Below are 24,484 nucleotides of genomic sequence, written 5' to 3'. Positions count from 1 at the left end.
TTGATGTCATCCTCGTTCGATTATGCCTGATTCCGCCTGCTTTGGGCCGCCATCTACGCGCTCAGGGCGCCAGCGGCTGCTCGACGATCGCCATGCGCCGCGCGATGCGCTGCGCCGCCTGCGTATCGCCCGCCTGCTCGGCGCGCAGGCGCTGCACGCCCAGCCACGCCAGCAGCGGACGGCGCCAGCCCTGGTCCGAGGCGGTGGCGACGGCCGTATCGAGCAGTTCCGGTGTGGCGCGGCCCGAGCGCAGCAGCACGCCGGCCGCCACCAGTTGCGACAGCGGATCCTTGATGGCGGCCACGGCGCTGGCGGCGGCCGTGTCGGCGCTGGCGCCGGCGGCCGCGCGCTGCGTTTCCGGCAGCAGGGCGACGTCGGCCGCCTGCGCCTTGCCAGCCAGCCAGGCCGCATACGCGCGGTCGGCGGCTGTCGCGTCGGCTTGCAGTGCGTCAAAGCCGGCGCAATCCTCGAAGGCCAGGCTGGCCACGCGCGTGGCGCAGCGCAGCAGTTCGATGCGCGCCACGAGGTCAAGCTTGCCCGTGCCGGCGACCTGGCTGCGGGCGCGCCGGAATTCCGTCTGCTCGACCAGGGCGTTGCCATTCAAATAGGCCGCTTGAAAGCGTTCGACGGAACTTTGCGCATTCATTTTCCAGTCCGGTACGGGCGGGCCGCTGGAGCAGGCGGCGAGCGCGCTCAGGGTCAGTGCGGACAAGGTGGCGTTGAGTTTTCTCATGGCAGTTTGATCTCCGGATTGCGCTTGAACGGCCATTTGCGGTTGATGTCATTGACCAGCTGCTCGACCTTGCGCAGATTGCTTTCCACGTCGGCGCGCAGCGGGCCCAGGTCGGCGGTGGCCGCCTTGGCGTTGGCGCCCACGGCTTGCGCCTCGACCAGCACGGCATCGACTTTTTTCAGGCTGTTGCGCGTGTCGGCCAGCAGGGCGTTCAGCTGCACGATGGTCGCCTGCGCATCCGTCATCACGCCTTTTTCGCCAAAGACGCGCGTATCGGCATTGGCCACCAGGCCATCCGTGCGGCGCGCCAGCTGGTCGGCCGTGATCAGCAGGGCGTTGGCCCGCTCGATCAGCAGGCGCGACTGTTTGTCGTCGCCCGTCAGCAAGCCCATGGCGCCGCCCGGGCCGCTCAATTTGCCCGTCACGGCCTGCACATTGCGCATGGTGCCGTCGAGCGCGGAATCGCTGCCCGTCAGGTTGCCCAGGTTGTTGAGCAAATCCTTGGCGGCGGCCAGCAGGCGGGGGATTTCCGCCGCCATGTCGCCCACCAGCAGGTCGCGCGTGGCGTCGTCGGGCAGCGGCGGGTCCGTCAGGATGCCGCTGTAGGCGCGCAGCTTGGCGCCGCCGACGATACCCCGTTCCAGGGTGAAGATGGAGCTGGTGCGCAGCCAGTGCGCGTCTTTGCGCGGCACGTCGATGATGACGCGCGCGCGGCCGTCCGGCGCCAGTTCGATGCGCTGCACGCGGCCGATGGGAAAGCCTGAAAAGGTCAGGTCGGCGCCCACGCCGACGCCGTCCGAATCGTCGGCCGTCAGCACCAGCGTTTGCGTGGCTTCGAAGGCGCCGCGCGCATACATCAGGTAGACGACGGAGCCGACCACCAGCACGAACATGAAGACGAGCAGGATGGCCGCCTTCAGTTCGGCGTGGCGCACGGGCGGCGGGGCGGGCAGCACAGCGTCGGGCGCCGTGACGTCGGTCTGGTCGGGATTTTGAGGTTGGCTCATGGCTTCTGGCTCTGGTATGGGTGATTCAAGATTGGCTGGCGGTGGCGGGGCATCAGTAGTAATTGCCCATCAGCGAAGCCACTTCGACCAGCAGGATGACGGAAAACAGGCGCAGCATTTCGGACAGGCCGTGCGCGGCCCACAGCCGGTTGCGCCGGCCATGCGGCTCCTCCGGATAGTAGGACGAGGCGAGCGGGATCAGGGCCACGGCAAAGCTGAAGAAGATGACCTTGAGCATCAGGATCAGGGCCACGGCCGGATTGAAGATCTGCCCCACGACGCGCGTGTAGCCTTGCAGCGCCCACGGCGTAAAACCGTAGATGGTGATGTAGGCGAGGATCAGCGAGGTGACGCAGCTGACGATGGCCAGCATCCACACGGCGAAGATGCCGGACATGACGCGCGGAAAGTATTCGCGGCGCAGCAGGTCGACGCCCTGGCGCTGCATGGTATCGAGCATGCCGGACGAGCGCATTTGCGCGAACGCAATGCCGTCGGGCAAGGTCAGGCGCAGCGCGACGAACAGGGCGGCCGTCAGCGGTATCAGTTCCAGCACCAGCACGCGCACCACCATTTCCAGCGCATAGCGCGACAGGCCGTAGCTTTGCGCGCTGACGACGACGATGCGTATCAGCACCAGGCTGACGAGCGCGCAGGCGACGCTGAACCAGACCAGGTTCGGCGCCGTGTTCGTCACGAGGCGGTGCGCGAGGATGGGGCGGTTGTCGCGGTTGTAGCTCGACGGCGACAGGGCCAGCGAAAACACGAGGATGGCGAAATGCAGCATGCGCCACCAGCTGACCAGCCAGGCCATGGTGGCCCGGTGCAGGCGGCGCAGGCTGATGATGAGGGAGACGGAAAGGGTCATCATGGCATCTTAACATTGGATGCGTTCGATACAAGCGATTGTCCAGCCGTGCGGCCGTGCACGGCAACCCGCTATTCGCCGGCCACGCTCGCGATGATCGCGTCGGCCGCCGCGCGCACGCGGGCAGAGCGGTTCAGGTCCGCATGCATGACCAGCCACACGTCATAGCTTTCCGCCCGCTCGGGCCAGATGCGCACGAGGAGCGGATCGATGTCTCCCAGGTGGGTGGCCAGCTCGGCCACGCCCAGACCCGCGCGCGTGGCTTCCTGCAGCATCGCCGCCGAATTGACTTCCATGGCGACGCGGGCGTTGGCGACGGACTCGCCGGCGATTTTGTCGCCATGGCGCGGCGTCACGGAATGGTGGTAAATGACGATGTCGTGCCCGGCCAGCGCCGTGCCGCGCACGGGTTCGCCCCGCTCGGCCAGGTAGCTTTTTGACGCGTACAGGCCCAGGCTGCGCTTGACGAGGTGGCGCGAGATCAGGTCCGGGTCGGTGGGGCGCACGCCGCGCACGGCCAGGTCCGCTTCGCGCCGCGTCAGGCTGGCCAGCGCCGGCGCCACGTTGAGCACGATGCGGATGTCAGGATGCGCCGCATGCAGCTGCTGCATGGCGCGGATGACGAAATGGCTGGCCATGGTGTCGGTGGTGGCCACGCGCACCAGGCCGCTTAAACGGTTGTCGACGCCCTGCATCTCGCGCTGCAGCTTGTCGGCCGCCCGCTCCATCGCCTCGGCGGCCGTCAGCGCCAGTTCGCCGGCCGGCGTGGGCACGTAGCCCGACGGCGTGCGCAGGAACAGGGTGGCGCCCAGCGAGCTTTCCAGCGCGGCCAGGCGGCGCCCGCAGGTGGCCTGGTCGATGCGCAGCAGGGCGGCCGCGCCGCGCAGGGTGCCGGCCCGGCCGATGGCGAGAAAGATGCGCGCGTTATCCCAGTCCATCCGTTTCCTTGTGATTGGTGATGCATTTTTGCATCAAGCTGCCGATTTTATGCCTGTTTACTGCATCCTGCAACGCTCGCATAATGGCTGCCCCGCTGTCCCTGCAAGGAATTCCATGCCTGCCCCCACACCGCGCCGCGCCAGCGGCTTGATTCTGCTGACCCTGGCCTTCGGCTTCGTCATGGCCATGCTCGACGTCACGGCCGTCAACGTGGCCCTGTCCGATATCGCCCTGGACTTGGCCATACCCCTCACGGGTCTCGTGTGGGTGGTCGACGGCTACACCTTGACGTTTGCCGCGCTGCTGCTGGCCGGCGGCGCGCTGGCCGACCGCTACGGGCCGAAAGCCGTGTACCAGGGCGGCCTGGGCATCTTCATTCTCGGCTCGGTGCTGTGCGGCGCCGCGCCCGATGGACATTTTTTGACGGCGGCGCGACTGCTGCAAGGGGCGGGCGCGGCCCTGTTCATGCCCAGTTCCCTGAGCCTGCTGACGCACAGCTTTGACGACGAGCGCGAGCGCACGCGCATGCTGGGCGCCTGGTCGGCGCTGGTGGGCGTGGCCGGTGCGTCCGGCCCCCTGATCGGCGGCATCCTCGTGCACCAGTTCGGCTGGCGCAGCGTGTTCTGGGTGAATGTGCCGCTGGGCGTGCTGGCCATCGTCATGGCGCAAGTGCTCTTGGCCGCGCCGGCGCGCCAGCCGCGCGATTTATCGCTGTTCAGCCATGCGCTGGGCGTGGCGGCGCTGGCGGGTCTGAGTTTTACCTTGATCGAAGGGCCCGTGCTGGGCTGGCTGTCGCCCGGTGTGCTGGCGGCGGGGGCCTTGACGGTATTGTCCGCTGGGCAATTGCTGCGGCGCGAACGCAGCGGCAGCCATCCGCTGTTGCCGCGCGCACTATTTCACAGCAGCAGCTTTGGCGCGGCCAATGGCGTGGGTTTCCTGATCAATTTCTGCGTGTTTGGCCAGCTGTTCTTGTTGAGTCTGTTCCTGCAGCAGTCGGGCGGCGCCGACGCCTTGCAGTCGGGCTTGCGCCTGCTGCCCATGATGGCGGCCTATACGGTAGGCAATTTCATGGCGGGAAGTATTGCGGCCCGTCATGGCACGCGCTTGCCCATGCTGGCCGGCTTGCTGGTGGGGGCCGTCATGGCCTTGTTGTTGATGGGCTTGCGTCCGGGTACGCCGTTTGCGCTGCTGGCGCTGGGCACGGCCATCATGAACGTGGCCATCGGCATCGCCATTCCCGCCATGACGGCCACCGTGATGCGGGTGGCCGGCAAGCAGCATGCGAACAGCGTGGCGGCGGCCCTGAATGCGAACCGGCAAATCGGCGCGCTGGTGGGCGTGGCCCTGATCGGCAGCATCCTGCACATGGTGCAGGACTGGTCGCTGCGCTTGCCGCTGGCCTACGCGACCATTGCCGTTGCGTATGGCCTGGCGGCGGGCCTCGTCTACCGGCACGTGCATCTGCCGAAGACCGTCGCCGCCTGACAGTTTATTGCTCGCGCGTGCTGCGCCATTCCACCAGTTCCTCGATGGTCAGGATCGGCATGCCGTGCAGTTCGGCGAAACGTTCGATATCGTCGCCGCGCATCATGGTGCCGTCCGGGTTCATCAGCTCGCACAGCACGGCGGCCGGGTTCAGGCCCGCCATGCGCGACAGGTCGACGGAGCCTTCCGTGTGGCCACGGCGCTCGAGCACGCCACCGGGCGCGGCGCGCAGGGGGAAGACGTGGCCGGGGCGCACCAGGTCGGCGGGCTTCGCATTTGGCGCGATGGCGGCGCGAATGGTGGTGACCCTGTCGGCGGCCGACACGCCCGTCGTGACGCCGTCGCGCGCCTCGATGGAGACCGTGAACGGCGTGCCGTAGCGGCTGCCGTTGTCGGACGACATGGGCGGCAATTCCAGTGCGCTGACGACGTCCGTCGGCAGGCACAGGCAGACGATGCCGCTGCATTCGCGGATCAGCAAAGCCATGGTTTCGTTGGTGAGTTTCTCGGCAGATAGGATCAGGTCGGCTTCGTTTTCACGGTCGAAATCGTCGAGCAGGATGACGGGAATGCCGGCGCGCATGGCGGCCAGGGCGGATTGGATGCGACCTTCCAGGTCGTTGGAAAGCAAGGTATAGCTGTTGACTAACATGGTGAAACGCTCCTCGCATAGGCGAAAAACGCTGCAGGGCAAGCGAATAGACGCAGCCGGCCGCATCGACAGGTCGAGCGGACATCGCGTTTACTGCACATCTTCTTTCATCCGGACTATACCGTCGGCTCCGGAGTCACACCGGATCTGCTGACCCTGCCAAACGAAGTTTGACAAGCGCTCGCGGGCTTGACCGTTGCCGGTCTTACCGCCGGTGGGGAATCGCACCCCGCCCCGAAGACGTATTGTTGTGCCGGTCCACATGACCGGCGGCAATACTTTAGCACAATTGACAAAAGCTGGCAGGGCATTGCTGAGTTTGTCATTCGGCAAAGTTGCCTGGGGAAACAGGGTTTTCCTAAGCTGTTTTTAATGGCGGAAACAGGATTTCAGTGTAAGGTATGCCTACTGAATCTTACCGTTGAGAATACATGAAGCTGAGTAAATTACGCCTGATCTCGGGCGCCGTCTTGCTGGCGTGCGCCTGCATGGCCCAGGCGGAAATCCGTTTGAGCGATCCCTTGCCGCTGGCACCAGAAGTTACCGTTGGAAAACTGCCGAACGGCTTGACCTATTACATCAAGAAAAATGCCCGTCCTGCGCAGAAAGTGGAATTGCGCCTGGTGGTGAAAGCCGGCTCCATCCTGGAAGATGACGACCAGCAAGGCCTGGCGCATTTCACGGAACACATGGCCTTCAATGGCTCCACGCATTTCAAGCGCAATGAACTGATTTCATACCTGCAATCGATCGGCGTGAAGTTCGGCGCCGACTTGAACGCCTACACGAGCTTTGATGAAACCGTGTACGTGCTGCCGATTCCCACGAACAAGAAGGAAAACCTGGAAAAGGGTTTTCTCGTGCTGGAAGACTGGGCGCATGGTTTGAAATTCAATCCGGCCGACATCAACAGCGAGCGCGGCATCGTGCTGGAAGAGGCGCGCCTGGGCAAGGGCGCCAGCGACCGCATGAACAAGGTTTTATATCCGAAGCTGCTGAACGGTTCGCGCTATGCGGAACGCATGCCGATCGGCAAGGAGTCCGTGCTGAAAACCTTCAAGCCGGAAGCCATCAAGCGTTTCTACAAGGATTGGTACCGTCCCGACCTGATGGCCGTGGTGGTGGTCGGTGATGTGGAGCCGAAACAGGCTGAAGCGATGATCCGCCAGCATTTCGGCAAGCTGAAAAATCCCGCGAAACCGCGTCCGCGCCTGTATGCGGAAGTGCCGCAGCGCTCGCAGACGGAAGCGCTGGTGATCACGGACAAGGAAGCGCCGGACGACACGGTCTTCATCCGCTACCCGATCCGCGCCGCGCAGGAGCCCGTCACCATCGCCGACTACCGCCGCCAGATGATCGAAAACCTGTACGGGCAAATGCTCAGCGCGCGCATGCAGGAATTGACGCAGCAGGCGAACCCGCCGTTCATCCAGGGTGGCAGCAGCATGGGCAAGCTGGTGCGCGGCTATGAATCGTTCAGCGCGTATGCCTTGCTGGGCAAGGGCGGCGTGCAGCCGGCCGTCGATGCGCTGGTGCAGGAAGACGAGCGGGCGCGCCGTTTCGGTTTCAGCCAGGATGAGCTGGACCGCGCGCGCAAGAATATGCTGCGCAATTACGAGCGCGCGTACAGCGAGCGCGACAAGTCTGATTCGGCCGGTTTCGTGGCCGAATACTCGCGCAACTTCCTGGAGCAGGAAGCCATCCCCGGTATCGCCAATGAATTGCTGTACGCGCAGGAACTCTTGCCGCAGGTAACCTTGCAGGAAATCAACGAGACGGTGGCCAAGGTGATTCCTGACCAGCAAAAGAAACTGGTCGTCTTCATGGGCGCCGAGCCGAAGGCGGGCGGTGCGGCCTCGACCGTGCCGACGCAGCAGCAATTGCTCGACGCCGTGGCGAAAGCCGAGCAGCAAATCATCGAGCCGCGCACGGAAAAAGTGCTGGCCAGCAAGCTGATGGATGCGCCGCCAGCTGGCGGCAGCATCGTCGCTGAAAAGCTGAACAGTGCCATCGGCGTGACGGAACTGACCCTGGGCAATGGCGTGCGCGTGCTGCTCAAACCGACGGACTTCAAGAATGACCAGGTGCTGATGGGCTCGACGCGCTTCGGCGGCCAGTCGCTGTTCGGCGACGCCGACATCTATAACGCCCGCTATGCCAGCGCCGTGGTCGGCAGCATGGGCCTGAAAGACCTGGCGCCGCTGGACTTGCAAAAGGTACTGGCTGGCAAGACGGTCAACGTGGGTGCCTCGCTGGGCGAGCTGAGCGAAGGCTTTGGCGGCTCGGCCAGCAGCGCCGACGTGGAAGCCATGCTGCAACTGGTCCATCTGTATTTCAACGACGTGCGCAAGGATGCGGGCCTGTACCAGTCCTTCATCGGCAAGCAGCAGGACCTGGCGAAAAACAGCATGGCGCAGCCGGAAGCCGTGTTTTACGATGCCATCCAGCACGCCATGTTTGGCGACAACCCGCGCGTCGACGGCGTGCCGCGCGCGGCCGACTTCGACAAGGTGGGCCTGGACCGTTCGCTGGACATCTTCCGCCAGCGTTTTTCCAGCGCGCGCGGCATGACCTTCATCTTCGCGGGCAGCTTCGAGCTCGACAAGATCAAGCCGCTGATCGCCAGCTACCTGGGCACCTTGCCCGTGGCCGACGTGCCGCACGCCTACCGCGACGTGGGCATGCGTCCGGTGACCGGGGTCGTCAAGAAGGATATCTACATGGGCAGCGAGCCCAAAAGCACGATTTCCATCACCTTCAATGGCGACGTGGCGTATTCGGACGAGCAAAAGCTGACCCTGCAGGCGCTGGGCGAGGTGCTGAACCTGAAAGTCATCGAAGTGCTGCGCGAAAAGATGAGCATGATCTATGGCGGCGGCTTCGAAACGTCGATGGGCCAGCATCCGTACGGCCATTATTCCGTGGCCTTGAACTTGCCGACGGGACCCGAAAACGTGGACAAGGTGATCGCCGCCGCCTTTGCCGAAATCAACAAGATGAAGACGGACGGGCCATCGGCGGCGGACCTGGAAAAGGTCAAGCTGAACTGGATCACGCGCCAGCAGAAATCCTTGCGGGAAAATAATTACTGGATGAACCAGTTGATGGGTTCGGTGACGCAGGGGCGCGACCCCGCGCACATCCTGCGCTACGAGCAGCGCGTGCGCGCCATCACGCCGCAAGCCGTCAAACTGGCGGCGCAGCGCTACCTGGACATGCACAATTATGTGCAGGTGGTGCTGTATCCGGAACGTAAAAACGTTGCAGCCAAGTAATCCTCGTGTTTCATCTGCATGGGCGGCAGCATGGCGAAGCTGTTAAACTGCCGCTTATTGATGTGATATCGCAATTTAACAAGCAAGGAAATACGATGGCTAAGAAAGAAGAGCTCGATCCGGAAACCCTGGAGTTGATCAACTGGTGTATCGAGGTCGAAGGCTTCCTCGTGGCTGGCGGCGCCACCGTGGCGCAGGCGCAGGACCACATCGAAGAGCAGGTCGAGTGGTTTACCGACCAGTTCTACGACGGCTTGACGCCGGAAGAGGCAGCCAAGGAAGCCTTGGCCTGACCTTTCATTCAGACTTCAGCAAGACATATGCGGGCGGTGCCTGCCGGGCATCAGCCTGGTAGCGCCGCCCGCTTTGCTTTTCTGAAAAGATTTCCATATGGAAATTGTTTATAATTCCACATTTTATTCTTTACCCAGGCTCCCATGACTCTCCGTTCGCGCATTCTCCTCCTGTGTTTCAGCACCTTGCTGGGCATCGTCCTCATCGCTTCATTCTCCTTGTATTCGCTGCGCCAGACCATGATGGCGGAAAGGGTCGAGCAATTGACGGTGCTGGTGGAACTGGCCAATGCCTCGGTGGAAAAGGCATATGCGCTGGAACAGTCGGGCAAGCTGACGCGTGAGCAGGCCCAGCAGCAGGCCAAGCTGGCCATCGGCAGCTTCGTCAAGGACGAGATGTATTATTTCGTGCGCGATTTCAGCACCGACTTGCTATATGTGCACCCGAATCCCGCGCGCATCGGCACGCCGCAAAAGAACATGAAGCAGTCGGGCGACCGCTACCGCTTGGCCCTGGCCAACAGCCGTATCGGCCTGGTGCAGGCGGACGGCTCGCGTCCCGGCGTGAAGGACCCGGTGGCGAAGATGTATGCCGTGGTGAAATTTGCGCCGTGGGACTGGCTGATCGGCACGGGCACGTATATCGATGACATCAACCACAAGTTCTGGGCCCAGGCGGGCGTGCTGCTGGCCATCGGCGGCGCGCTGATGCTGGTGGTGGGCGCCCTGGCGGCCCTGATGCTGCGCCGTATCCTGGGCCAGCTCGGCGGCGAACCCGACTATGCAGCAGCCATCGTGGCGCAAATCGCCCAGGGCGACCTGACCACGCACATCGACACGCGTCCCGGCGATACCTCCAGTCTGTTGATGGCCATCAAGGCCATGCGCGACAACCTGGCCCATCTGGTGAGCCAGGTGCGCACCGATGCGGAATCCATTTCCACGGCGTCGGGCGAGATCGCTTCGGGCAACCACGACCTGTCGGCGCGCACGGAACAGCAGGCGGGATCGCTGGAAGAAACGGCCTCGACCATGGAAGAAATGACGTCCACCGTGCGCCAGAATGCGGACAATGCGCGCCAGGCCAACCAGCTGGCCATTTCTGCATCGCAAGTGGCGACGCAGGCGGGCGGCGTGGTGAGCCAGGTGGTCGATACCATGGGCGCCATCAATGCCTCGTCGAAGAAGATCGGCGACATCATCGCCGTCATCGACGGCATCGCCTTCCAGACGAATATCCTGGCCCTGAATGCGGCCGTGGAAGCGGCGCGCGCGGGCGAGCAGGGCCGTGGTTTCGCCGTTGTCGCCAGCGAAGTGCGCAATCTGGCGCAGCGTTCGGCCGCGGCGGCCAAAGAAATCAAGCAATTGATCGACAGTTCTGCCGAGCAAGTGGGCGCCGGTGAAAAACTGGTGGCGCTGGCGGGCGAGACGATGGAAAAAGTCGTTTCCAGCGTGCAGCACGTCACCGATATCGTGGCCGAGATTTCCTCTGCCAGCGCCGAGCAGAGCGCCGGCATCGAGCAGATCAACCAGGCCATCGTCGAGATGGACAACATGACGCAGCAAAACTCGGCCCTGGTCGAGCAGGCGTCGGCGGCGGCGCAAGCGATGAACGAGCAGGCGGCAGGGTTGGCGCAGATCGTCAGCGTGTTCAAGGTGGGTGCAGCGGCGCCGGCAGCGGCAGCGTTACAGCGCAGCGTGCCTGCGGCGCGGCGCCTGACGCGCTAAGCGCTTTTTTCTGTCATACGGGGAACTTATCCCCGGCTCACCTGTCCAAACTTTTTCGTCCGCAAGGGATGCACAGAAGAGGTGAGCATGACAGACGGTTTTTCGTATCACGCGGCGTTCGCCCGCAACCTGGGCTGGGTCACGCAGGCGGAGCAAAATAGCTTGCGCGGCAAGCGCGTGGCCATCGCCGGCATGGGCGGCGTGGGCGGCGTGCACTTGCTGACCCTGGCGCGGCTGGGCATCGGCGCCTTCCACATCGCCGATTTCGACACCTTCGATATCGCCAACTTCAACCGCCAGGCCGGCGCCATGGTGTCCACACTGGGCCAGCCCAAGGTGGCCGTGCTGGCGCAGATGGCGCGTGACATCAATCCTGAACTTGAGATTAAACAATTTCCCGACGGCATACACGACAGCAACCTGGCCGAGTTCTTCGCCGGTGTCGACCTGTATGTGGACGGCCTGGATTTTTTCGCCTTCCCCGCGCGCCAGGCCACCTTCGCCACCTGCGCCCGCCTGGGCATCCCCGCCATCACGGCCGCGCCGCTGGGCATGGGCACGGCCGTGCTCAGCTTCATGCCGGGCGGCATGACGTTCGAAGACTATTTTGGCTGGGGCGACTTGCCCGAGGAAGAAAAAGCCCTGCGCTTTCTCGTCGGCCTGGCGCCGGCCGGCTTGCACGCTCCCTACCTGGTTGACCCGTCATCCATCAACCTGAAAGAGCGGCGCGGGCCGTCGACCATCATGGGCTGCCAGTTGTGCGCGGGCGCGGCCGCCACGGAAGCCTTGAAGATATTGTTAAAGCGGGGCAAGGTGATGGCGGCGCCGCACGGCATGCATTTCGACGCCTATCGCAACAAGCTCGTGCATACCTGGCGTCCCGGCGGCAACCGTCATCCGCTGCAGCGCCTGACGATGGCCATCATCAAGCGGCGCCGCGCGGCGCAGGGGGCATAAATGGCGCAAGCACCGCAGATCGCGCAGATCGATTCTGTGCTGGAAAATATCCTCGACCAGGCGCGCTGGGCCCCCAGCGGCGACAACACGCAGCCGTGGCGCTTTGAAGTCGCGGGCCCGCGCCACGTGGTCGTGCATGGCTTTGATACGCGCAGCCACTGTGTGTACGACCTCGACGGCCATCCCAGCCAGCTGTCGCTCGGTGCCTTGCTCGAAAGCATGGCGCTGGCGGCCAGCTGTCACGGCTTGCGCATGGAAGCGCGCCGGCGCCTGTCGATGCCCGACACCTTGCCCACGTTTGACGTGCATCTGCTCGACAGCCCTGGCATGCCGCCCGATCCGCTGGCGGCGTTCTTGCCGCAGCGCAGCGTGCAGCGGCGGCGGCTCAGCACGCGCCGCTTGCGCGCCAGCGAAAAGGCGGCGCTGGCGGCCAGCTTGCCGCCGGGCTATGGCGTGCAATGGTTCGAAGGCGGGCGCGCGCGCCTGGCCTGCGCCCGCCTGATGTTCGACAACGCGAAGCTGCGCCTGACCATGCCCGAGGCGCACAAGGTACACCGCGACGTGATCGAATGGGGCGCGCGCTACAGCAGCGACCGCATCCCGGAGCAGGCGCTCGGCGTCGATCCAATGACGGCGCGCCTGATGCGCTGGGTCATGCACAGCTGGCGCCGCGTGGATTTTTTCAATACCTGGCTGGCGGGCACCGTCGCGCCGCGCCTGCAGATGGATTTGCTGCCGGGCCTGTATTGCGGCGCGCATTTCGTGTTGCTGGCCGAGGCGTCACCGCGCCATATTGACGATTACGTGGCGGCTGGCCGCGCCATGCAGCGTTTCTGGCTGACGGCCACGCAGCTGGGCCTGCAGTTGCAGCCGGAACTGACGCCGCTGATCTTTGCCCGCTATGTGCGCGAACGGCGCACTTTTTCACGCACCGATGGCATGCAGGAAATGGCGCAGGAGCTGGCCGTGCAATGCCAGGCCGTGCTGGGGGCGGCGGCATTTGACCGGGCCGTGTTTCTCGGACGCATAGGCGCGGGGCCGGCCGCCAGTGCGCGCTCGCTGCGCCGGCCGCTGCAGGACTTGCTGGTGGCGCCCACGGCGGGGCAGTGAGGCGCGCGCCAGCATCAGCGTCTGCGTCGGCGTCGTGGCGCCAGGCAAGCCAGCGCTGCCAGGCCAGCCGCCAATAGCGGCAAGGTGCCGGGCAGCGCCACTGGCGTGACGCCTGGCACGTAGGCCAGTTCGGAACTGTTCAGCATGTTCAACACGAGGGTGTAGTTGCCCGCCGCCAGGTTATCCGTGACGGCGCCGTACTGCCCGCCGCACGTCGTGCCGATGCCCGTGCCGGTGGGCGCGCCGCAGCCGCTGGGGTCGTAGGTGAACATGCTGCCGCTGGTGAGCGGCGTTTGCGCGTAGCCCGTATTGAGGTTGGCGGCATCGGCCAGTTCGGTGCCGCCCAGGATGCCGGAGCCGAGACTGCCATCGGGCGCCCAGTTGAAGACGATCTGGCCATTTTCATCGATGATGGTAAATGTCAGCGCCATGTTGGTGGTGGCCGCCGAGCCCGTCCCGGCCAGCGTGTCCAGGTACAGCTGCATGAAGGGCAGGGCCTGGAAGTCGAAGGCCAGGGTTGCGCCCGGTTGGCCGACGACGAAATTGACCGTCATCGCGGTGCTGGAGCCATTGCGTCCCGAGGCGTCGGCGCTGCCGCCGCCCGCCAGAAAGGTTTCCGCCGCATTCACCGTATGCGTGCTGGTCGAGCCCGGTGGGAAAGGGGGAATTTGCGAAGTGACGATCTGCGCCTCGCCGCGCGCATACGAGGCGTTGCCCATGCCTTGCCGGGTAAAGTCGTTTTCTCCCTTGGTAACGGCGCCGCGCTTCGCTTGCAGCGCGTCGATCTCGTTGCTGCCGCCATTGATGATACTGCTGCCGTTGAGCGTGGCGGTGGTGCGCGACAGGTCGATATTGCTGAGCAAGCTGGTGGAGCCGGTGGGATTGCTGATGACCAGGCCAAAGACACTGGTGTACGAATAGCCGTAGGCGGCGGCACTGGCAGTGCCGCTGCTGGCCAGCAGCAGAAAAGCTAACAGGAATGTTGGCAGCCGGGTGCAAGAAAATATAGTCATGAAAATCCTCATCTCCTGATCGGTCGCGTTGTAAGGAAAACCGACAGGTTTGCCACATAAAAAAGGCGAGGAGAGCCTCCTCGCCTGTGAATCCCCCCTGTTGCCTGGTTCAGACGGCGACCTTGCGGCGGCGGGCATAGCCCAGGCCAGCCAGACCCAGGCCCAGCAAGGCCAGGGTGCCCGGTTCCGGTGTCGCTTGCTGTTTCACCAGATCCACGCTTTCCACCGCATTCAGGGTCAGCGTGTAGTTACCGGCCGTCAAGGCATTGCTGACGGAGCTGAAGTTGCTGCCGCACACCGTGCCGACACCGGTGCCCGTGGGCGTGCCGCAGCCGGAAGGGTCGTAGGTGAACAGGTTGCCGCGCGTGAGGAAATTGGTCGCCAGGCTGGTGTTCAGGTTGGCGCCATCGGCGTTTTCCGTGCCGCCGAAGATGCCCGAGCCGATCGCGCCATCGGGCGTCCAGTTGAACACCGTCGCACCGGTCGCATCCGTGATGGTGAAGGTGACGACCAGGTTGGCCGTGGCGGTGGATAGCTGGCCGACCGTGCTTTGCAGGAAGACCTGCATGAAGGGCGAGGCCAGGAAGTCAAAGCTCAGCGTTGCCGTGGGTGAGCCGACGATGAAATCGACGGAAAAGCCCGTGGTCGAGCCGTTGCGCCCGGAAGCATCGGCCGTGCCGGCGGGGCCTGCGAGGTGGGCTTCGGCCACGTTCACCACCTGGGTGGAGGTGGAGCCGGGCGGGAACGAAGGGAACTGCGTGCTGACGATCTGCGCATCGCCGCGCGAATAGGTGTTGGTGGGGCCTTGCTGCGTGAAGTCATTCTCGCCCTTGGTGACGGCGCCGACGTTGGCGCGCGGGGCATCGAGCGAGCCGGAGCCGCCATTGATGACGCTTACGCCATTCAGGGTGGCCGTGCTGCGCGAGATGGTGGTGCTGTTGGCCACCGTGATCTGGCCCGTTGGCACGGCGATCACCAGGCCGAAGATGTTGTTGTAGGAATAGCCGTAGGCGCCCGCCTGTGCGCTACCGGCGGCGCACAGCATGGCCAGTGCCGCTGCGGCCGGGAGCAGTTTCAGTTTCGAGAGTTTCATTGTATTCACCTCGTGGTTGAGTGAGTCTGAGAGTCTTGCTTGAGTCCTGTCGGCAGGTGCTCATGGCCAGATCTAAGCGACTTCCATGCCAACGCATGAGGTTCTTTTGAAATCAAGGACTTGGCGTGCTTTTGTTGAAGTGCTGCAGGTGTTGTCGGACGCTCTGTAAGAAAAACCGACGCCGCCCGTCAAGGCAGGCCGCCCGGTGGCAACGAGCCCAGCAGGGCGTGCATATGGGGCAGCAAGCGTTGCCCTGGCACATAGTTGCGCATGGCCGTGGCCAGCTGGCGCGCCGCCAGCCTGGCTCGGCCATCGTCGAGCATGCGCGTGGCGGCATGGCGCAGGGCGGTTTCCTGGAAGCGGTCGGCGCGCAGCAGCAGGCCGGCACCGGCCCCGGCGATGCCGTGCATGTTGAGGAATTGATCGAGGTTGCCGGCGATGCCGATGACGGGCACGCCCGCCGTCAGCGCCTGCTGGCTGGTGGGGCTGCCGCCGTTGCAGATCACCAGGCTGGCGCGCCGGGCGGCCGTGTCGCCGGGCAGAAAGGGCGCGACATAGGCATTCGGCGGCACGGCGTCGACGCGGATGGTGCCGGCCGTGGCCGCCAGTACGGTGACGGGCAGGGGCGCCAGCGCGCGCAGCACGCGTGGCAGCAATTGCCCCTGGCCGGAGCTGCCCAGGGTGACATAGATGATGGGCCGTCCGCTGCTCAGTTCCGGGCGCTGCCACCAGTCGGGCAAATCAAGCGGCGGCGCCCAGATGACGGCGCCCAGGTAGTCGTGCGTGGCCGGCATGGCTTGCGGCGGAAACAGTTGCGGAATATCCGCGTACAAGGTGTGGTCGGCATCCGTATAGATGCGCCGAAGGTCGCTGCCCAAGGATGGCAGGCCATGGCGGCGGCGCACGCGGTTCAGGGGCACGGCGTGCGAGGCGAAGGCCAGCGGGCGGATCAGGCGGAACAGGGGATCGGCCAGCCAGATGGGCAGCATGCCTGTCAGGGGCAGGCTGGGCACCGTGTAGTGCTGGCGCACCCAGGGACTCCAGTAGGCATTGCTGACGGTAATGTAGGGAATGCGCTGCAGGCGCGCGCTGACCGACAGCGACAGGCGGAAGTCGCCGATCACGAGATCGGGCTGGACGGCATTGAGCAGGCGCAAGTCGTCTTCCACATACGCGTGCAGCGTACTTTCCGTATAGACGGGCTTGCCGTGCGCCAGCGCCTGCAGGAATTGCAACGATGAAATACTGTCGATGCGCCAGCGCCGGAAGGGCGCTTGCTTGAAGCAAAAGTCATAGCCGTCGGCACAGGCAAAATGCACCTCGTACTTGTCCTCGTCCAAGCCCTGGGCCAGGCTCAGGGGACGGCCGACGTGGGCCAGGGTCACTGCCTCGGCCATAAAGAGGATTTTCTTGCGCGCCATGGGAATCGCTTGCATTCGTAGCTGGAGGGGATGCCTGCCAAGTTGGAGTGGCGCCACGCCGTTTAGTTCCCCCGCAGCGCGCCACTGGCGGGCGCCAGGATTTGGTTGCATCGGCTACAGTGGGGCAAAGGAGGCCACCATGCAGCTACAATTTCATCTTGCCCCGTTGCGTGCGCACAGCACGCCCGAACCCGATATGCCGCCACCGCCGGAAGGCGACCCGCTCACGCCGCCGCCGGAACAGCCGCCCCACATCGATCCCGTGCCGGTCGAGGAGCCGACGCCGCCGCCACCGCCCGTGAAAATGCATTGAGCGGTTTTCGGACCGTTGCACCGTGCCATGGCCTGCGGTGGGGAGGCGTGCGCCGCGTTTATTTCCAATCGGAAATGGACTGCGGGGCGGCCGCCGGCGCCACGCCATTTAAACAACAAAAACGTCAATAAATGTTGCCGACTGGATACAAATCAAGCTCTAACTGTCGAGTGTCATGCGGCCGTCACGATTCTGTTCTTATAATGAGACATCATAAAAATTCTTGTACAGGAGACCATCGTGGGCAATTCCTTGCATAACAAAATCTACCTGGGCCGGCGGCCTGTGATGACCAGCAAAAACCTTTTGGCACTGGCGCTGGCGGGCGCCGTGGCGGGTTGCGGTCTGGCATGGTTACTGCTGCGCAGCTATAAATAAGGGCTGTCCAGCCCGTCTTTCAGCCATCCGTTCGCCGCGCGGACGGAGACTGATTCACGTTGCCTGTTGCCGATGCGCAGCGGGGCGCGTACCATGGGGGCCGAACACCTGGCCTTTTATGGAAAAGTAATGAAGAACGAGAAATTAACAACCGATGAATATGACGCGCTGGAGCAAGTTGCACGCGGCATCAAGACCGAGCGCCCCAGTGCTTGCGTTGCCCGCAATGCCAAGCGCCTGTCCGGCCTGAAGCTGCTCAGTTATGCACGCGATGGCCGTCTGTCCATCACCGAGAAAGCACAACAACTGCTGTTCCTGCGCCGCTGCATCATGGGGCTGCGCGCCGTCGCCACCGATCCGCTGACCAAGCTGGAGTCGGACGTGGCGTATTTCCTGGGCAAGAAAGCCCACATCGTGGCGCGCGCCGACGGCGAAGGCCACGACATTTCCGACAAGGGCCGCGAATCGCTGGCCGACATCGACACCCTGGGTCTGTAAGGCTCACAACCGGCCCTCGTGGCCGGTTTTCACATCTTCCCTCACTTTTAATTTCCCCTTTGGAGAACACTTTGGACAGCGCGATGAACTGGTCGGCCCACGAACTGACGATGACGGTCCTGATGACGCCTGATATGGCCAATTTTTCCGGTAACGTGCACGGTGGCACCATCCTGAAATACCTCGACAGCGTCGCCTATGCCTGCGCCAGCCGCTATTCGGGCAGCTATGTGGTGACCTTGTCCGTGGACCAGGTGATGTTCCTGCAGCCCATCCACGTGGGCGAGCTGGTGACGTTCCTCGCGTCGATCAATTACACGGGCACGACATCGATGGAAGTGGGCATCCGCGTGGTGACGGAAAACATCCAGCAGCGCCTGGTGCGCCATGCCAATAGCTGCTATTTCACGATGGTGGCGGTGGATGCCAACCGCAAGCCCGTGGCCGTGCCGCCTTTGGTGCTCGAGACGCCGGAACAGCACGCGCGCTTCGAGCAGGCCAAGCTGCGCAAGCTGTCGCGCCAGAAAGTATCGAAAAAATAAATGCGGCGGACATGAAAAAACGGCCACCAGAGTGATCTGGTGGCCGTTTTTTATTGCCTGCCGCCTATTGGCGGCATGGCGCCGTGATTAACGGTCGCCGTAGCTGCGGCGTGCGCCGTCGGTGCTGCGCGGGTTGGAACCCTTGTAGCCGCCGCCGGTGCTCGGTGCGCCGTCTTTGCGTGGTGCGCCTGGCTTGCTGAACGTGCGTTGCGCTGGCTTCGCGCCGCCACGGTTGTCGCCTGGTTTCCAGCCGCCTGGACGGGCGCTCGAACGTGGTGCCGACGCCGTTTTCTTCGGCTCGAAACCTTCGATGACATTGACCGGGATCAATTGCTTGGTGAAGCGTTCGATGCGCTTGACGTTCATGCCTTCAGCGTGGTTCACCAGCGAGATGGCCAGGCCATTGCGGCCAGCGCGGCCGGTACGGCCGATGCGGTGGACGTAGTCTTCCGGGAACTTCGGCAGATCGTAGTTGAACACGTGGGTGATCGTTGGCACGTCGATACCGCGGGCGGCAACGTCGGTGGCGACCAGCACTTTGACCTGGCCGCGACGCATGCCGTCCAGGGTGCGGTTACGCGCGCCCTGATGCATGTCGCCGTGCAAGGCGGCAGCCGAGAAACCGGCGATGTTCAGACGGTCGGCGATGGTGTCGGCGTCACGCTTGGTAGCGGTGAACACAACAGCCTGGTCCAAGGTTTCGTCGCGCAGCAGGTGGTCCAGCAGGCGATTCTTGTGCGACAGATCGTCGACGAAGTGAACGCGCTGGGTGATGTTTTCATGCTTGTTCGACGAACCGGCGATCTGGATGACCAGCGGGTTTTTCGTGATGCGGCGGGCCATATTGCCGACCACGCCGTCCAGGGTTGCCGAGAACAGCATGGTTTGACGGCCTTCTGGCGTCGCGTCCACGATTTTTTCGATGTCGTCGATGAAACCCATGTCCAGCATGCGGTCGGCTTCGTCCAGCACCAGGATTTCCAGTTGCGAGAAGTCGATCTTGCCCGAATCCATGTGGTCGATCAGACGGCCAGGGGTCGCGACCAGAATCTCAGGATTCTTGGCCAGCAATTGCATCTGTTTAGGGTAAGGCATGCCGCCCAGGATCGACACAGCCTTGATACGGCGGATGCCGGTGCTGTACTTGTCGGTGTTGGTGGTCACTTGCAGAGCCAGTTCGCGCGTTGGCGTCAGCACCAGCATTTTTGGCTGGGCAGCCTTGAAACGTGGACGCTCGCCGCGGGCGCGCGATGCTTGCATTTCCTGGTTCGGCGTCTTGCCGGCGGCGCTTTGTTCGGCGCTGGCCAGTTTGTGCAGCGATGGCAGCATGAAAGCTGCCGTCTTGCCCGAACCGGTCTGCGACGAGACCAGCAGGTCACGGCCTTCGATCGCGGCTGGAATCGCTTGCGACTGTACCGCGGTTGGCGCGGTGTAGCCCGATTCGGTCAGAGCGGCGATGATGGACGGATGCAGGCCTAAGGATTCAAATGTCATTCTTTTCTTTCGTAAAAATCAGCGTTCTTGCAAAAAGCAGAACGCAAAATAGCAACGCCAACCAAAACGAAATGACTCAACTAGAAAGAAATTTCGGCACAAAAGCTTTGCGCCGGGACGGTGTCAGGTGCGACACACAAGGCGGGAGGGCTTTATAAGCGGCATCCTGTGGATGCGCTAAGGCTTGCGAAGCTGCTAAGTTTGTAGTGCTGGACTGCGGTGTTGTCTTCGCTTCAAGGAAACATATTGCAGCGCACAACGACACTATACCGTATTTGATGCCGTTTTGCACGGTCTAAATGGGAAGAAACGACAGTCCTACCACGTTTTGATGATGTTTCCTATGTGAAATCAGTAGGAATACGTAGATTTTGCGCGTTTTAATTGAGCATGGCCACGATGTCGGCGGGCAGCGGCGGCGCCTGTCGCGTTTCTCTGGCCAGGTTGATTTGCCGGGTGACCTGTGCCAGTTCGACCAGGCTGCGTTCCAGCTGATACGTTCCCTTGGCATGCAGCCACGCCAGCACGTCGGCCAGGTGCCAGATGGTGGCGCTGCCCTCATGTACGGGCACCGGGAAGCTGTGGCGGTATTTGCTCATCAGTTTATGCAGGTTTTGCCGGGACAGGCCGAGTACCTGCGCCACATCGCTCAAACCCACGAGGTCGGGCGATGCCTCGACCAGCACGGCGTCGGGCACGATGGCCTTGACGTCGGCCAGGGCGCTGAGCAGTGCTTCCCTGGCATTGCTGGCCTCGCGTGTGAATTCCAGCGCCAGGCGTCCCGCTTGCCCTATGCCGACCAGGGCGTCGTCGCAACCGCCGCTGCCGAGGCGTTCGGCCAGCGCGTCGAGATCGGCTTCGTGGTCGGGCAGGCGGTACTTGAGAGTAAAGATGTAATCCATAATTGTTAGCCCCTGGGTTTGCGTTGCATGCAGTCGTGGATCAGTTTATTGAAAGCGCAATTGTCGACCACTCGCCGGATTGCCCGCGCGTGGTTGCCGGGATTCTTTGGCGTGCTCCAGATGCAGGCGATGCAAAATTCACCGCAGCGGCAGCCCTCGTCATTGTAGGGGCAATAGATTTTCCCCCAGGCATGACTGCCGCCCATTTCCACTCTCCAGCCCTGGCTTTCCGCGTGGCGCAGCGCCGCTTCGATTTCTTTCTTCGGATGCGAGGAGCGCGCCATGCGATGCCTCCAATGTAGGTCGATATCAGTCGGTTGTCAAGTGACAACCGATAAATATCGACCATCACCGCATCACTCTACTTCGGGATTGACCGCCATCACTTGCGAAAAACCGCCATCGACGTAGGTAATCTCGCCCGTGATACCGGAGGCCAGATCGGACAGCAAGAAGGCGGCCGTGTTGCCGACCTCTTCGATGGTGACGTTGCGCCGAAGGGGTGCATGTTCGGCCACAAAGCCCAGCAGTTTGCTGAAATCCTTGATGCCGGAAGCGGCCAGGGTCTTGATGGGGCCGGCGGAAATGCCGTTGGCGCGGATGCCGCGTGGACCCAGCGATTCGGCCAGGTAGCGCACGGACGCTTCCAGCGATGCCTTGGCCAGGCCCATGGTGTTGTAGTAGGGCACGGCGCGCACGGCGCCCAGGTAGGTCAGGGTCAGGACCGAGGCGCCCGGATGCAGCAACGGCAAGGCAGCCTTGGCCATGGCGGGAAAACTGTAGGCGGAAATATCGTGCGCGATGCGGAAGCTGTCGCGCGACAGGCCGTCGAGGAAGTCGCCGGCGATCGCTTCGCGCGGCGCGAAGCCGATGGCGTGCACCAGGCCGTCCAATTGATCCCAGTGGCGCGCCAGGTCGCTGAAGACGGTGTTGATCTGTTCATCGCTGGACACGTCGCAGTCAAACACCAGTTCGCTGCCGAATTCGGCCGCAAATTCCGTGATGCGCTCCTTGAAGCGTTCGCCCACATAGGTGAAGGCGAGGGTGGCGCCTTCGCGGTGGCAAGCTTTGGCGATGCCATAGGCGATGGAGCGGTTCGACAGCAAGCCCGTGATGAGGATTTTTTTGCCTTGCAAGAAAGCCATGACGACTCCTGTCTGGGTGGTGGACGGGTAAGGCGGATGTGCAACCGGCCGCGACAGCAAAGCTGTGGCGGCCGGTGCGGTGCGTCAATAACTCAGGCGATCAGTGACGCGCTTTTGCCCGGCTATTGCCGCCGCCACGCTGGATGCGCGGTTTCACCAGGGAAATTGGCGCGGCTTGCACCTTGCCACCCTTGGCGGCGCGGCGCAGTGCCTTGGCGGCCCGTTCCGGACGGTCCGCTTCCAGCAGCATGGTGGCGCTGTCGGCAATTTCCTGGGTGATGTCCTTGTTCATCGTGGCCGAGGTTTTCGGCACGAGGATGGTGGAGCCGGCGCGCAGGCTGGTGCGCTGGGGAATGTTATTGGCCTGGCGCAGCACGTCGGCCGTGGTGCCGAATTTCGACGCCAGGGTTTCGATGCGTTCGCGCGCATTGGTGATCTTGTGCGTCGTCCAGCTCGACAAGGCATGGCCCCATTGCGCCAGATTGGTGGTGAACTTGGCGGCGTTTTCCTGCGGCAACAGAATCTTGGTCTTTTCGCCGCCGATGATGACGGGGCGGTTAAATTGCGGATTCAAGGCCTTGAATTCATCCATCGACAGTTCGGCCAGCTGAGCGGCAACGGTGATGTCGATGTCGCTGGTCTTGTCGATGGCCGTGAAATACGGCTGGTTGTCGATCACGGGCAGGGTCAGGCCGAACTGGGCCGGATTGGCGATGATGTTTTTCACCGCTTGTAGTTTCGGCACGTAGTTGCGCGTTTCGGCAGGCATCAGGTCGGCCAGGCTTTCGAAGTCCGTCGGCTTGCCCAGCGCCTGGTTTTTCTTGATGGCGCGCTGCACCGAGCCTTCGCCCCAGTTGTAGGCGGCCAGGGCCAGTTGCCAGTCGCCAAACATGTCATACAGGCGCTGCAGGTACGTCAGGGCCGCGTCCGTCGAGGCCAGCACGCCGCGGCGCTCGTCCTTGAACATGTTTTGCTTGAGGTTGAAATCGCGCCCGGTGGCGGGCACGAATTGCCACATGCCGGCCGCATTGGCGCTCGAGAATGCTTGCGGGTTGAAGGCGGACTCGATGAACGGCAGCAGGGCCAGTTCCGTCGGCATGCCGCGCTTTTCCAGTTCCTGCACCACGTGGAAGATGTAGCGCGAGGCGCGCGCCGTGGTGCGGGCGATGTAGTCGGGGCGGGTGGCGTACCAGTTGACGTGGTTCGCTACCAGTTGGTTGTTGATGTCGGGAATCGCATAGCCGCTGCGGATGCGGCCCCAGACGTCGGCTTCGCGCAGCGGATCGGAATTGTCACTGAGGTTTTTCAGCAGACGGTCGGTCTTTTGCAGGCGGTTGTCGAGGGTGGGGAGTTTCGCCGTGACCTGGGCGGTCATCGGGATCAGGGCGGGTGCGGCGGCGGCGACTGGCGCGTTATCGCTCTCAACACCGGCTTCGTACGCCTGGCTGAGGGCGGGCGCAAGCGCCAGGGCCAACGCCGCCAGGACGGTAGATTTAAAGGAGTTTTCGTGCATAGTGTTCCATTGTTGTCGTCGGAGAAACATCGGACAGACCCATGATTCAGCAGCGAGTGTACGTATATCCACATGCCGGAGTCAAGAATTATGTCAGCATGATGACAGGAAATAAGCGGCAATAAGTCGGAAACGGCTGAGTTTCCATTCGCAAATGCTGTCATTATTGCAAATTTAATTTGCCTAATGCGTGATTCGGCCGCTGTTATAGCATACATGGCGACGAGGCTGGCGCAAGCCTGGATGGCGCCCGGCATGAGGCTGCGCAAAAGTGCGTACAATTTGGCTTTGGCCGGCCATTCAGCCGCCGGTCGCCATATTGATAGAGAGTCAAGCATATGAACACCCCGCCGCGCCACGACGACGACAACGCCGTCATCATCGCCAATACCGTTGCCTGGCTGGAAAAGGCCGTGATCGGCCTGAACCTGTGCCCGTTCGCCAAGGCCGTGCACGTCAAGAAGCAGATCCGCTATGTGGTGTGCGAGTCGAGCAATCCCGAAGATCTGCTGGCGATGCTGATGGACGAGCTGCAAACCCTGGCCGACACGGATCCCGAGCAAATCGACACGACCCTGCTGATCCATCCGTACACCCTGAACGATTTCCTCGACTACAACGAGTTTCTTGATGTAGCCGACGCGGCCGTGGAAGACATGCACCTGGCCGGTGAACTGCAAGTGGCCAGTTTCCACCCGAATTACCAGTTTGCCGAGACGTTCGAGGACGACATCAGCAACTACACCAACCGCTCGCCGTACCCGACCTTGCACCTGCTGCGCGAAGACAGCATCGAGCGCGCCGTCGAGGCCTTCCCGGAAGCGTCGGAGATTTTCGACAAGAATATCGCCACCCTGGAAGCGCTGGGCAACGAAGGCTGGGAAAAGCTCGGCTTGCCGAAGGTGTCCTGATGGGTGACAAGGAATTGCCGCCGCGTCCCGATACGCCCTGTGTGGCAGTGTGCTCGACGACCTTCGATGAAATCTGCCGTGGCTGTGGCCGCAGCGTCGTGGAAGTGGCCCACTGGGTGTCGATGACGGATGAGGAGAAGGAAGTGGTGTGGGTGAGGATATTGGCGCAGGGGTATCCGCGCCGGAATACCTGATTTAACCCAACTGCAACTGC

25 protein-coding genes and 1 riboswitch are annotated in these 24,484 nt (G+C 63.0%); of the genes, 12 read left to right on the top strand and 13 right to left on the bottom strand.

Annotated elements, in window-relative coordinates; all coding sequences use genetic code 11:
- Nucleotides 1-61: 61 nt before the first annotated feature.
- The 4 genes from KO539_RS01555 to KO539_RS01540 all read right to left on the bottom strand — a co-directional run bounded on the left by KO539_RS01555 (nt 62) and on the right by KO539_RS01540 (nt 3,546).
- Nucleotides 62-733: a hypothetical protein gene (locus KO539_RS01555; protein WP_219307015.1), complete on the bottom strand. Its 672-nt coding sequence runs from the start codon at nt 731-733 to the stop codon at nt 62-64.
- A complete protein-coding gene (locus KO539_RS01550; protein WP_257626078.1) occupies nt 730-1,740 on the bottom strand; it encodes an MlaD family protein in 1,011 nt (336 codons plus the stop codon). The genes KO539_RS01555 and KO539_RS01550 overlap by 4 nt, the downstream gene beginning before the upstream one ends.
- A 52-nt stretch (nt 1,741-1,792) precedes the next feature.
- Nucleotides 1,793-2,608: an ABC transporter permease gene (locus KO539_RS01545; RefSeq protein WP_035827750.1), complete on the bottom strand. Its 816-nt coding sequence runs from the start codon at nt 2,606-2,608 to the stop codon at nt 1,793-1,795.
- Between the two features lie 71 nt (nt 2,609-2,679).
- A complete protein-coding gene (locus tag KO539_RS01540; protein ID WP_219307014.1) occupies nt 2,680-3,546 on the bottom strand; it encodes a LysR family transcriptional regulator in 867 nt (288 codons plus the stop codon).
- 115 nt (nt 3,547-3,661) lie between these two features.
- Here KO539_RS01540 and KO539_RS01535 point away from each other — a divergent pair, with 115 nt between their 5' ends.
- Nucleotides 3,662-5,032 carry an MFS transporter gene (locus tag KO539_RS01535; protein ID WP_219307013.1) on the top strand — a complete coding sequence of 457 codons (1,371 nt, stop codon included), beginning with the start codon at nt 3,662-3,664 and terminating at the stop codon, nt 5,030-5,032.
- A gap of 4 nt (nt 5,033-5,036) precedes the next feature.
- Here the strand turns inward: KO539_RS01535 and ribB are convergent, their stop codons facing one another.
- Complete coding sequence (gene ribB, locus KO539_RS01530) at nt 5,037-5,684, bottom strand: 3,4-dihydroxy-2-butanone-4-phosphate synthase (RefSeq protein ID WP_035820303.1); 648 nt, start codon at nt 5,682-5,684, stop codon at nt 5,037-5,039.
- Nucleotides 5,685-5,779: 95 nt separating this feature from the next.
- Nucleotides 5,780-5,930, bottom strand: a riboswitch (FMN riboswitch).
- 185 nt (nt 5,931-6,115) lie between these two features.
- On the opposite strand from ribB, the gene KO539_RS01525 reads away from it, so the two are divergent.
- The 5 genes from KO539_RS01525 (at nt 6,116) to KO539_RS01505 (ending at nt 13,047) form a co-directional block, all read left to right on the top strand.
- A complete protein-coding gene (locus KO539_RS01525) occupies nt 6,116-8,959 on the top strand; it encodes a pitrilysin family protein (protein WP_219307012.1) in 2,844 nt (947 codons plus the stop codon).
- A gap of 95 nt (nt 8,960-9,054) precedes the next feature.
- A complete protein-coding gene (locus KO539_RS01520; RefSeq protein ID WP_010399555.1) occupies nt 9,055-9,252 on the top strand; it encodes a hypothetical protein in 198 nt (65 codons plus the stop codon).
- A 144-nt stretch (nt 9,253-9,396) separates the two neighbouring features.
- Complete coding sequence (locus KO539_RS01515; RefSeq protein ID WP_219307011.1) at nt 9,397-10,980, top strand: methyl-accepting chemotaxis protein; 1,584 nt, start codon at nt 9,397-9,399, stop codon at nt 10,978-10,980.
- A gap of 87 nt (nt 10,981-11,067) precedes the next feature.
- Nucleotides 11,068-11,937: a ThiF family adenylyltransferase gene (locus KO539_RS01510; protein WP_219307010.1), complete on the top strand. Its 870-nt coding sequence runs from the start codon at nt 11,068-11,070 to the stop codon at nt 11,935-11,937.
- Nucleotides 11,938-13,047 carry a nitroreductase family protein gene (locus KO539_RS01505; RefSeq protein ID WP_219307009.1) on the top strand — a complete coding sequence of 370 codons (1,110 nt, stop codon included), beginning with the start codon at nt 11,938-11,940 and terminating at the stop codon, nt 13,045-13,047.
- Nucleotides 13,048-13,061: 14 nt separating this feature from the next.
- On the opposite strand, the gene KO539_RS01500 is transcribed toward KO539_RS01505, so the two are convergent.
- The 3 genes from KO539_RS01500 to KO539_RS01490 all read right to left on the bottom strand — a co-directional run bounded on the left by KO539_RS01500 (nt 13,062) and on the right by KO539_RS01490 (nt 16,574).
- The gene (locus KO539_RS01500; protein ID WP_219307008.1) at nt 13,062-14,060 is read right to left on the bottom strand and encodes an EDSAP-1 family PEP-CTERM protein; all 999 of its coding nucleotides are present in this window, start codon (nt 14,058-14,060) and stop codon (nt 13,062-13,064) included.
- A gap of 109 nt (nt 14,061-14,169) precedes the next feature.
- Complete coding sequence (locus KO539_RS01495; RefSeq protein WP_219307007.1) at nt 14,170-15,153, bottom strand: EDSAP-1 family PEP-CTERM protein; 984 nt, start codon at nt 15,151-15,153, stop codon at nt 14,170-14,172.
- 188 nt (nt 15,154-15,341) lie between these two features.
- Nucleotides 15,342-16,574 carry a glycosyltransferase gene (locus tag KO539_RS01490; protein ID WP_219307006.1) on the bottom strand — a complete coding sequence of 411 codons (1,233 nt, stop codon included), beginning with the start codon at nt 16,572-16,574 and terminating at the stop codon, nt 15,342-15,344.
- 139 nt (nt 16,575-16,713) lie between these two features.
- On the opposite strand from KO539_RS01490, the gene KO539_RS01485 reads away from it, so the two are divergent.
- The 4 genes from KO539_RS01485 to KO539_RS01470 all read left to right on the top strand — a co-directional run bounded on the left by KO539_RS01485 (nt 16,714) and on the right by KO539_RS01470 (nt 18,305).
- Nucleotides 16,714-16,887, top strand: coding sequence for a hypothetical protein (locus KO539_RS01485; protein WP_219307005.1), 174 nt, complete (start codon nt 16,714-16,716; stop codon nt 16,885-16,887).
- A 240-nt stretch (nt 16,888-17,127) separates the two neighbouring features.
- Nucleotides 17,128-17,265, top strand: a complete 138-nt coding sequence (locus tag KO539_RS01480) for a hypothetical protein (protein WP_219307004.1) — start codon at nt 17,128-17,130, stop codon at nt 17,263-17,265.
- A 129-nt stretch (nt 17,266-17,394) separates the two neighbouring features.
- Complete coding sequence (locus tag KO539_RS01475) at nt 17,395-17,763, top strand: hypothetical protein (RefSeq protein ID WP_099378390.1); 369 nt, start codon at nt 17,395-17,397, stop codon at nt 17,761-17,763.
- 83 nt (nt 17,764-17,846) lie between these two features.
- Nucleotides 17,847-18,305 (top strand): acyl-CoA thioesterase, encoded by a 459-nt coding sequence (locus KO539_RS01470; RefSeq protein ID WP_034750191.1) that lies wholly within the window; start codon nt 17,847-17,849, stop codon nt 18,303-18,305.
- An 87-nt stretch (nt 18,306-18,392) separates the two neighbouring features.
- On the opposite strand, the gene KO539_RS01465 is transcribed toward KO539_RS01470, so the two are convergent.
- The 5 genes from KO539_RS01465 to KO539_RS01445 form a co-directional block, all read right to left on the bottom strand.
- A complete protein-coding gene (locus KO539_RS01465) occupies nt 18,393-19,799 on the bottom strand; it encodes a DEAD/DEAH box helicase (protein ID WP_219307003.1) in 1,407 nt (468 codons plus the stop codon).
- Between the two features lie 380 nt (nt 19,800-20,179).
- Entirely contained in the window at nt 20,180-20,701 is a 522-nt protein-coding gene (locus KO539_RS01460) for an AlpA family transcriptional regulator (protein WP_176389531.1), read from the bottom strand.
- Nucleotides 20,702-20,706: 5 nt separating this feature from the next.
- On the bottom strand, nt 20,707-20,985 hold the full coding sequence (locus KO539_RS01455) for a hypothetical protein (RefSeq protein WP_219307002.1): 279 nt from the start codon (nt 20,983-20,985) through the stop codon (nt 20,707-20,709).
- Nucleotides 20,986-21,057: 72 nt separating this feature from the next.
- Nucleotides 21,058-21,846, bottom strand: coding sequence for an enoyl-ACP reductase FabI (fabI, locus tag KO539_RS01450; protein WP_219307001.1), 789 nt, complete (start codon nt 21,844-21,846; stop codon nt 21,058-21,060).
- A 100-nt stretch (nt 21,847-21,946) separates the two neighbouring features.
- Nucleotides 21,947-23,359, bottom strand: a complete 1,413-nt coding sequence (locus tag KO539_RS01445) for a transglycosylase SLT domain-containing protein (RefSeq protein ID WP_219307000.1) — start codon at nt 23,357-23,359, stop codon at nt 21,947-21,949.
- 338 nt (nt 23,360-23,697) lie between these two features.
- On the opposite strand from KO539_RS01445, the gene KO539_RS01440 reads away from it, so the two are divergent.
- Together KO539_RS01440 and KO539_RS01435 are read left to right on the top strand one after the other, a co-directional pair.
- Nucleotides 23,698-24,270, top strand: a complete 573-nt coding sequence (locus tag KO539_RS01440) for a DUF1415 domain-containing protein (RefSeq protein WP_035820273.1) — start codon at nt 23,698-23,700, stop codon at nt 24,268-24,270.
- Nucleotides 24,270-24,464, top strand: coding sequence for a DUF1289 domain-containing protein (locus tag KO539_RS01435; protein WP_035820271.1), 195 nt, complete (start codon nt 24,270-24,272; stop codon nt 24,462-24,464). The genes KO539_RS01440 and KO539_RS01435 overlap by 1 nt, the downstream gene beginning before the upstream one ends.
- The last annotated feature ends 20 nt before the right edge of the window (nt 24,465-24,484 follow it).

Origin of the sequence: Janthinobacterium sp. NKUCC06_STL (genome assembly GCF_019345455.1) — a bacterium.
Lineage (GTDB): Bacteria > Pseudomonadota > Gammaproteobacteria > Burkholderiales > Burkholderiaceae_D > Janthinobacterium > Janthinobacterium rivuli.
Note: the sequence above shows the minus strand (reverse complement) of the source record. Positions and strands in the feature narration are given on the sequence as shown.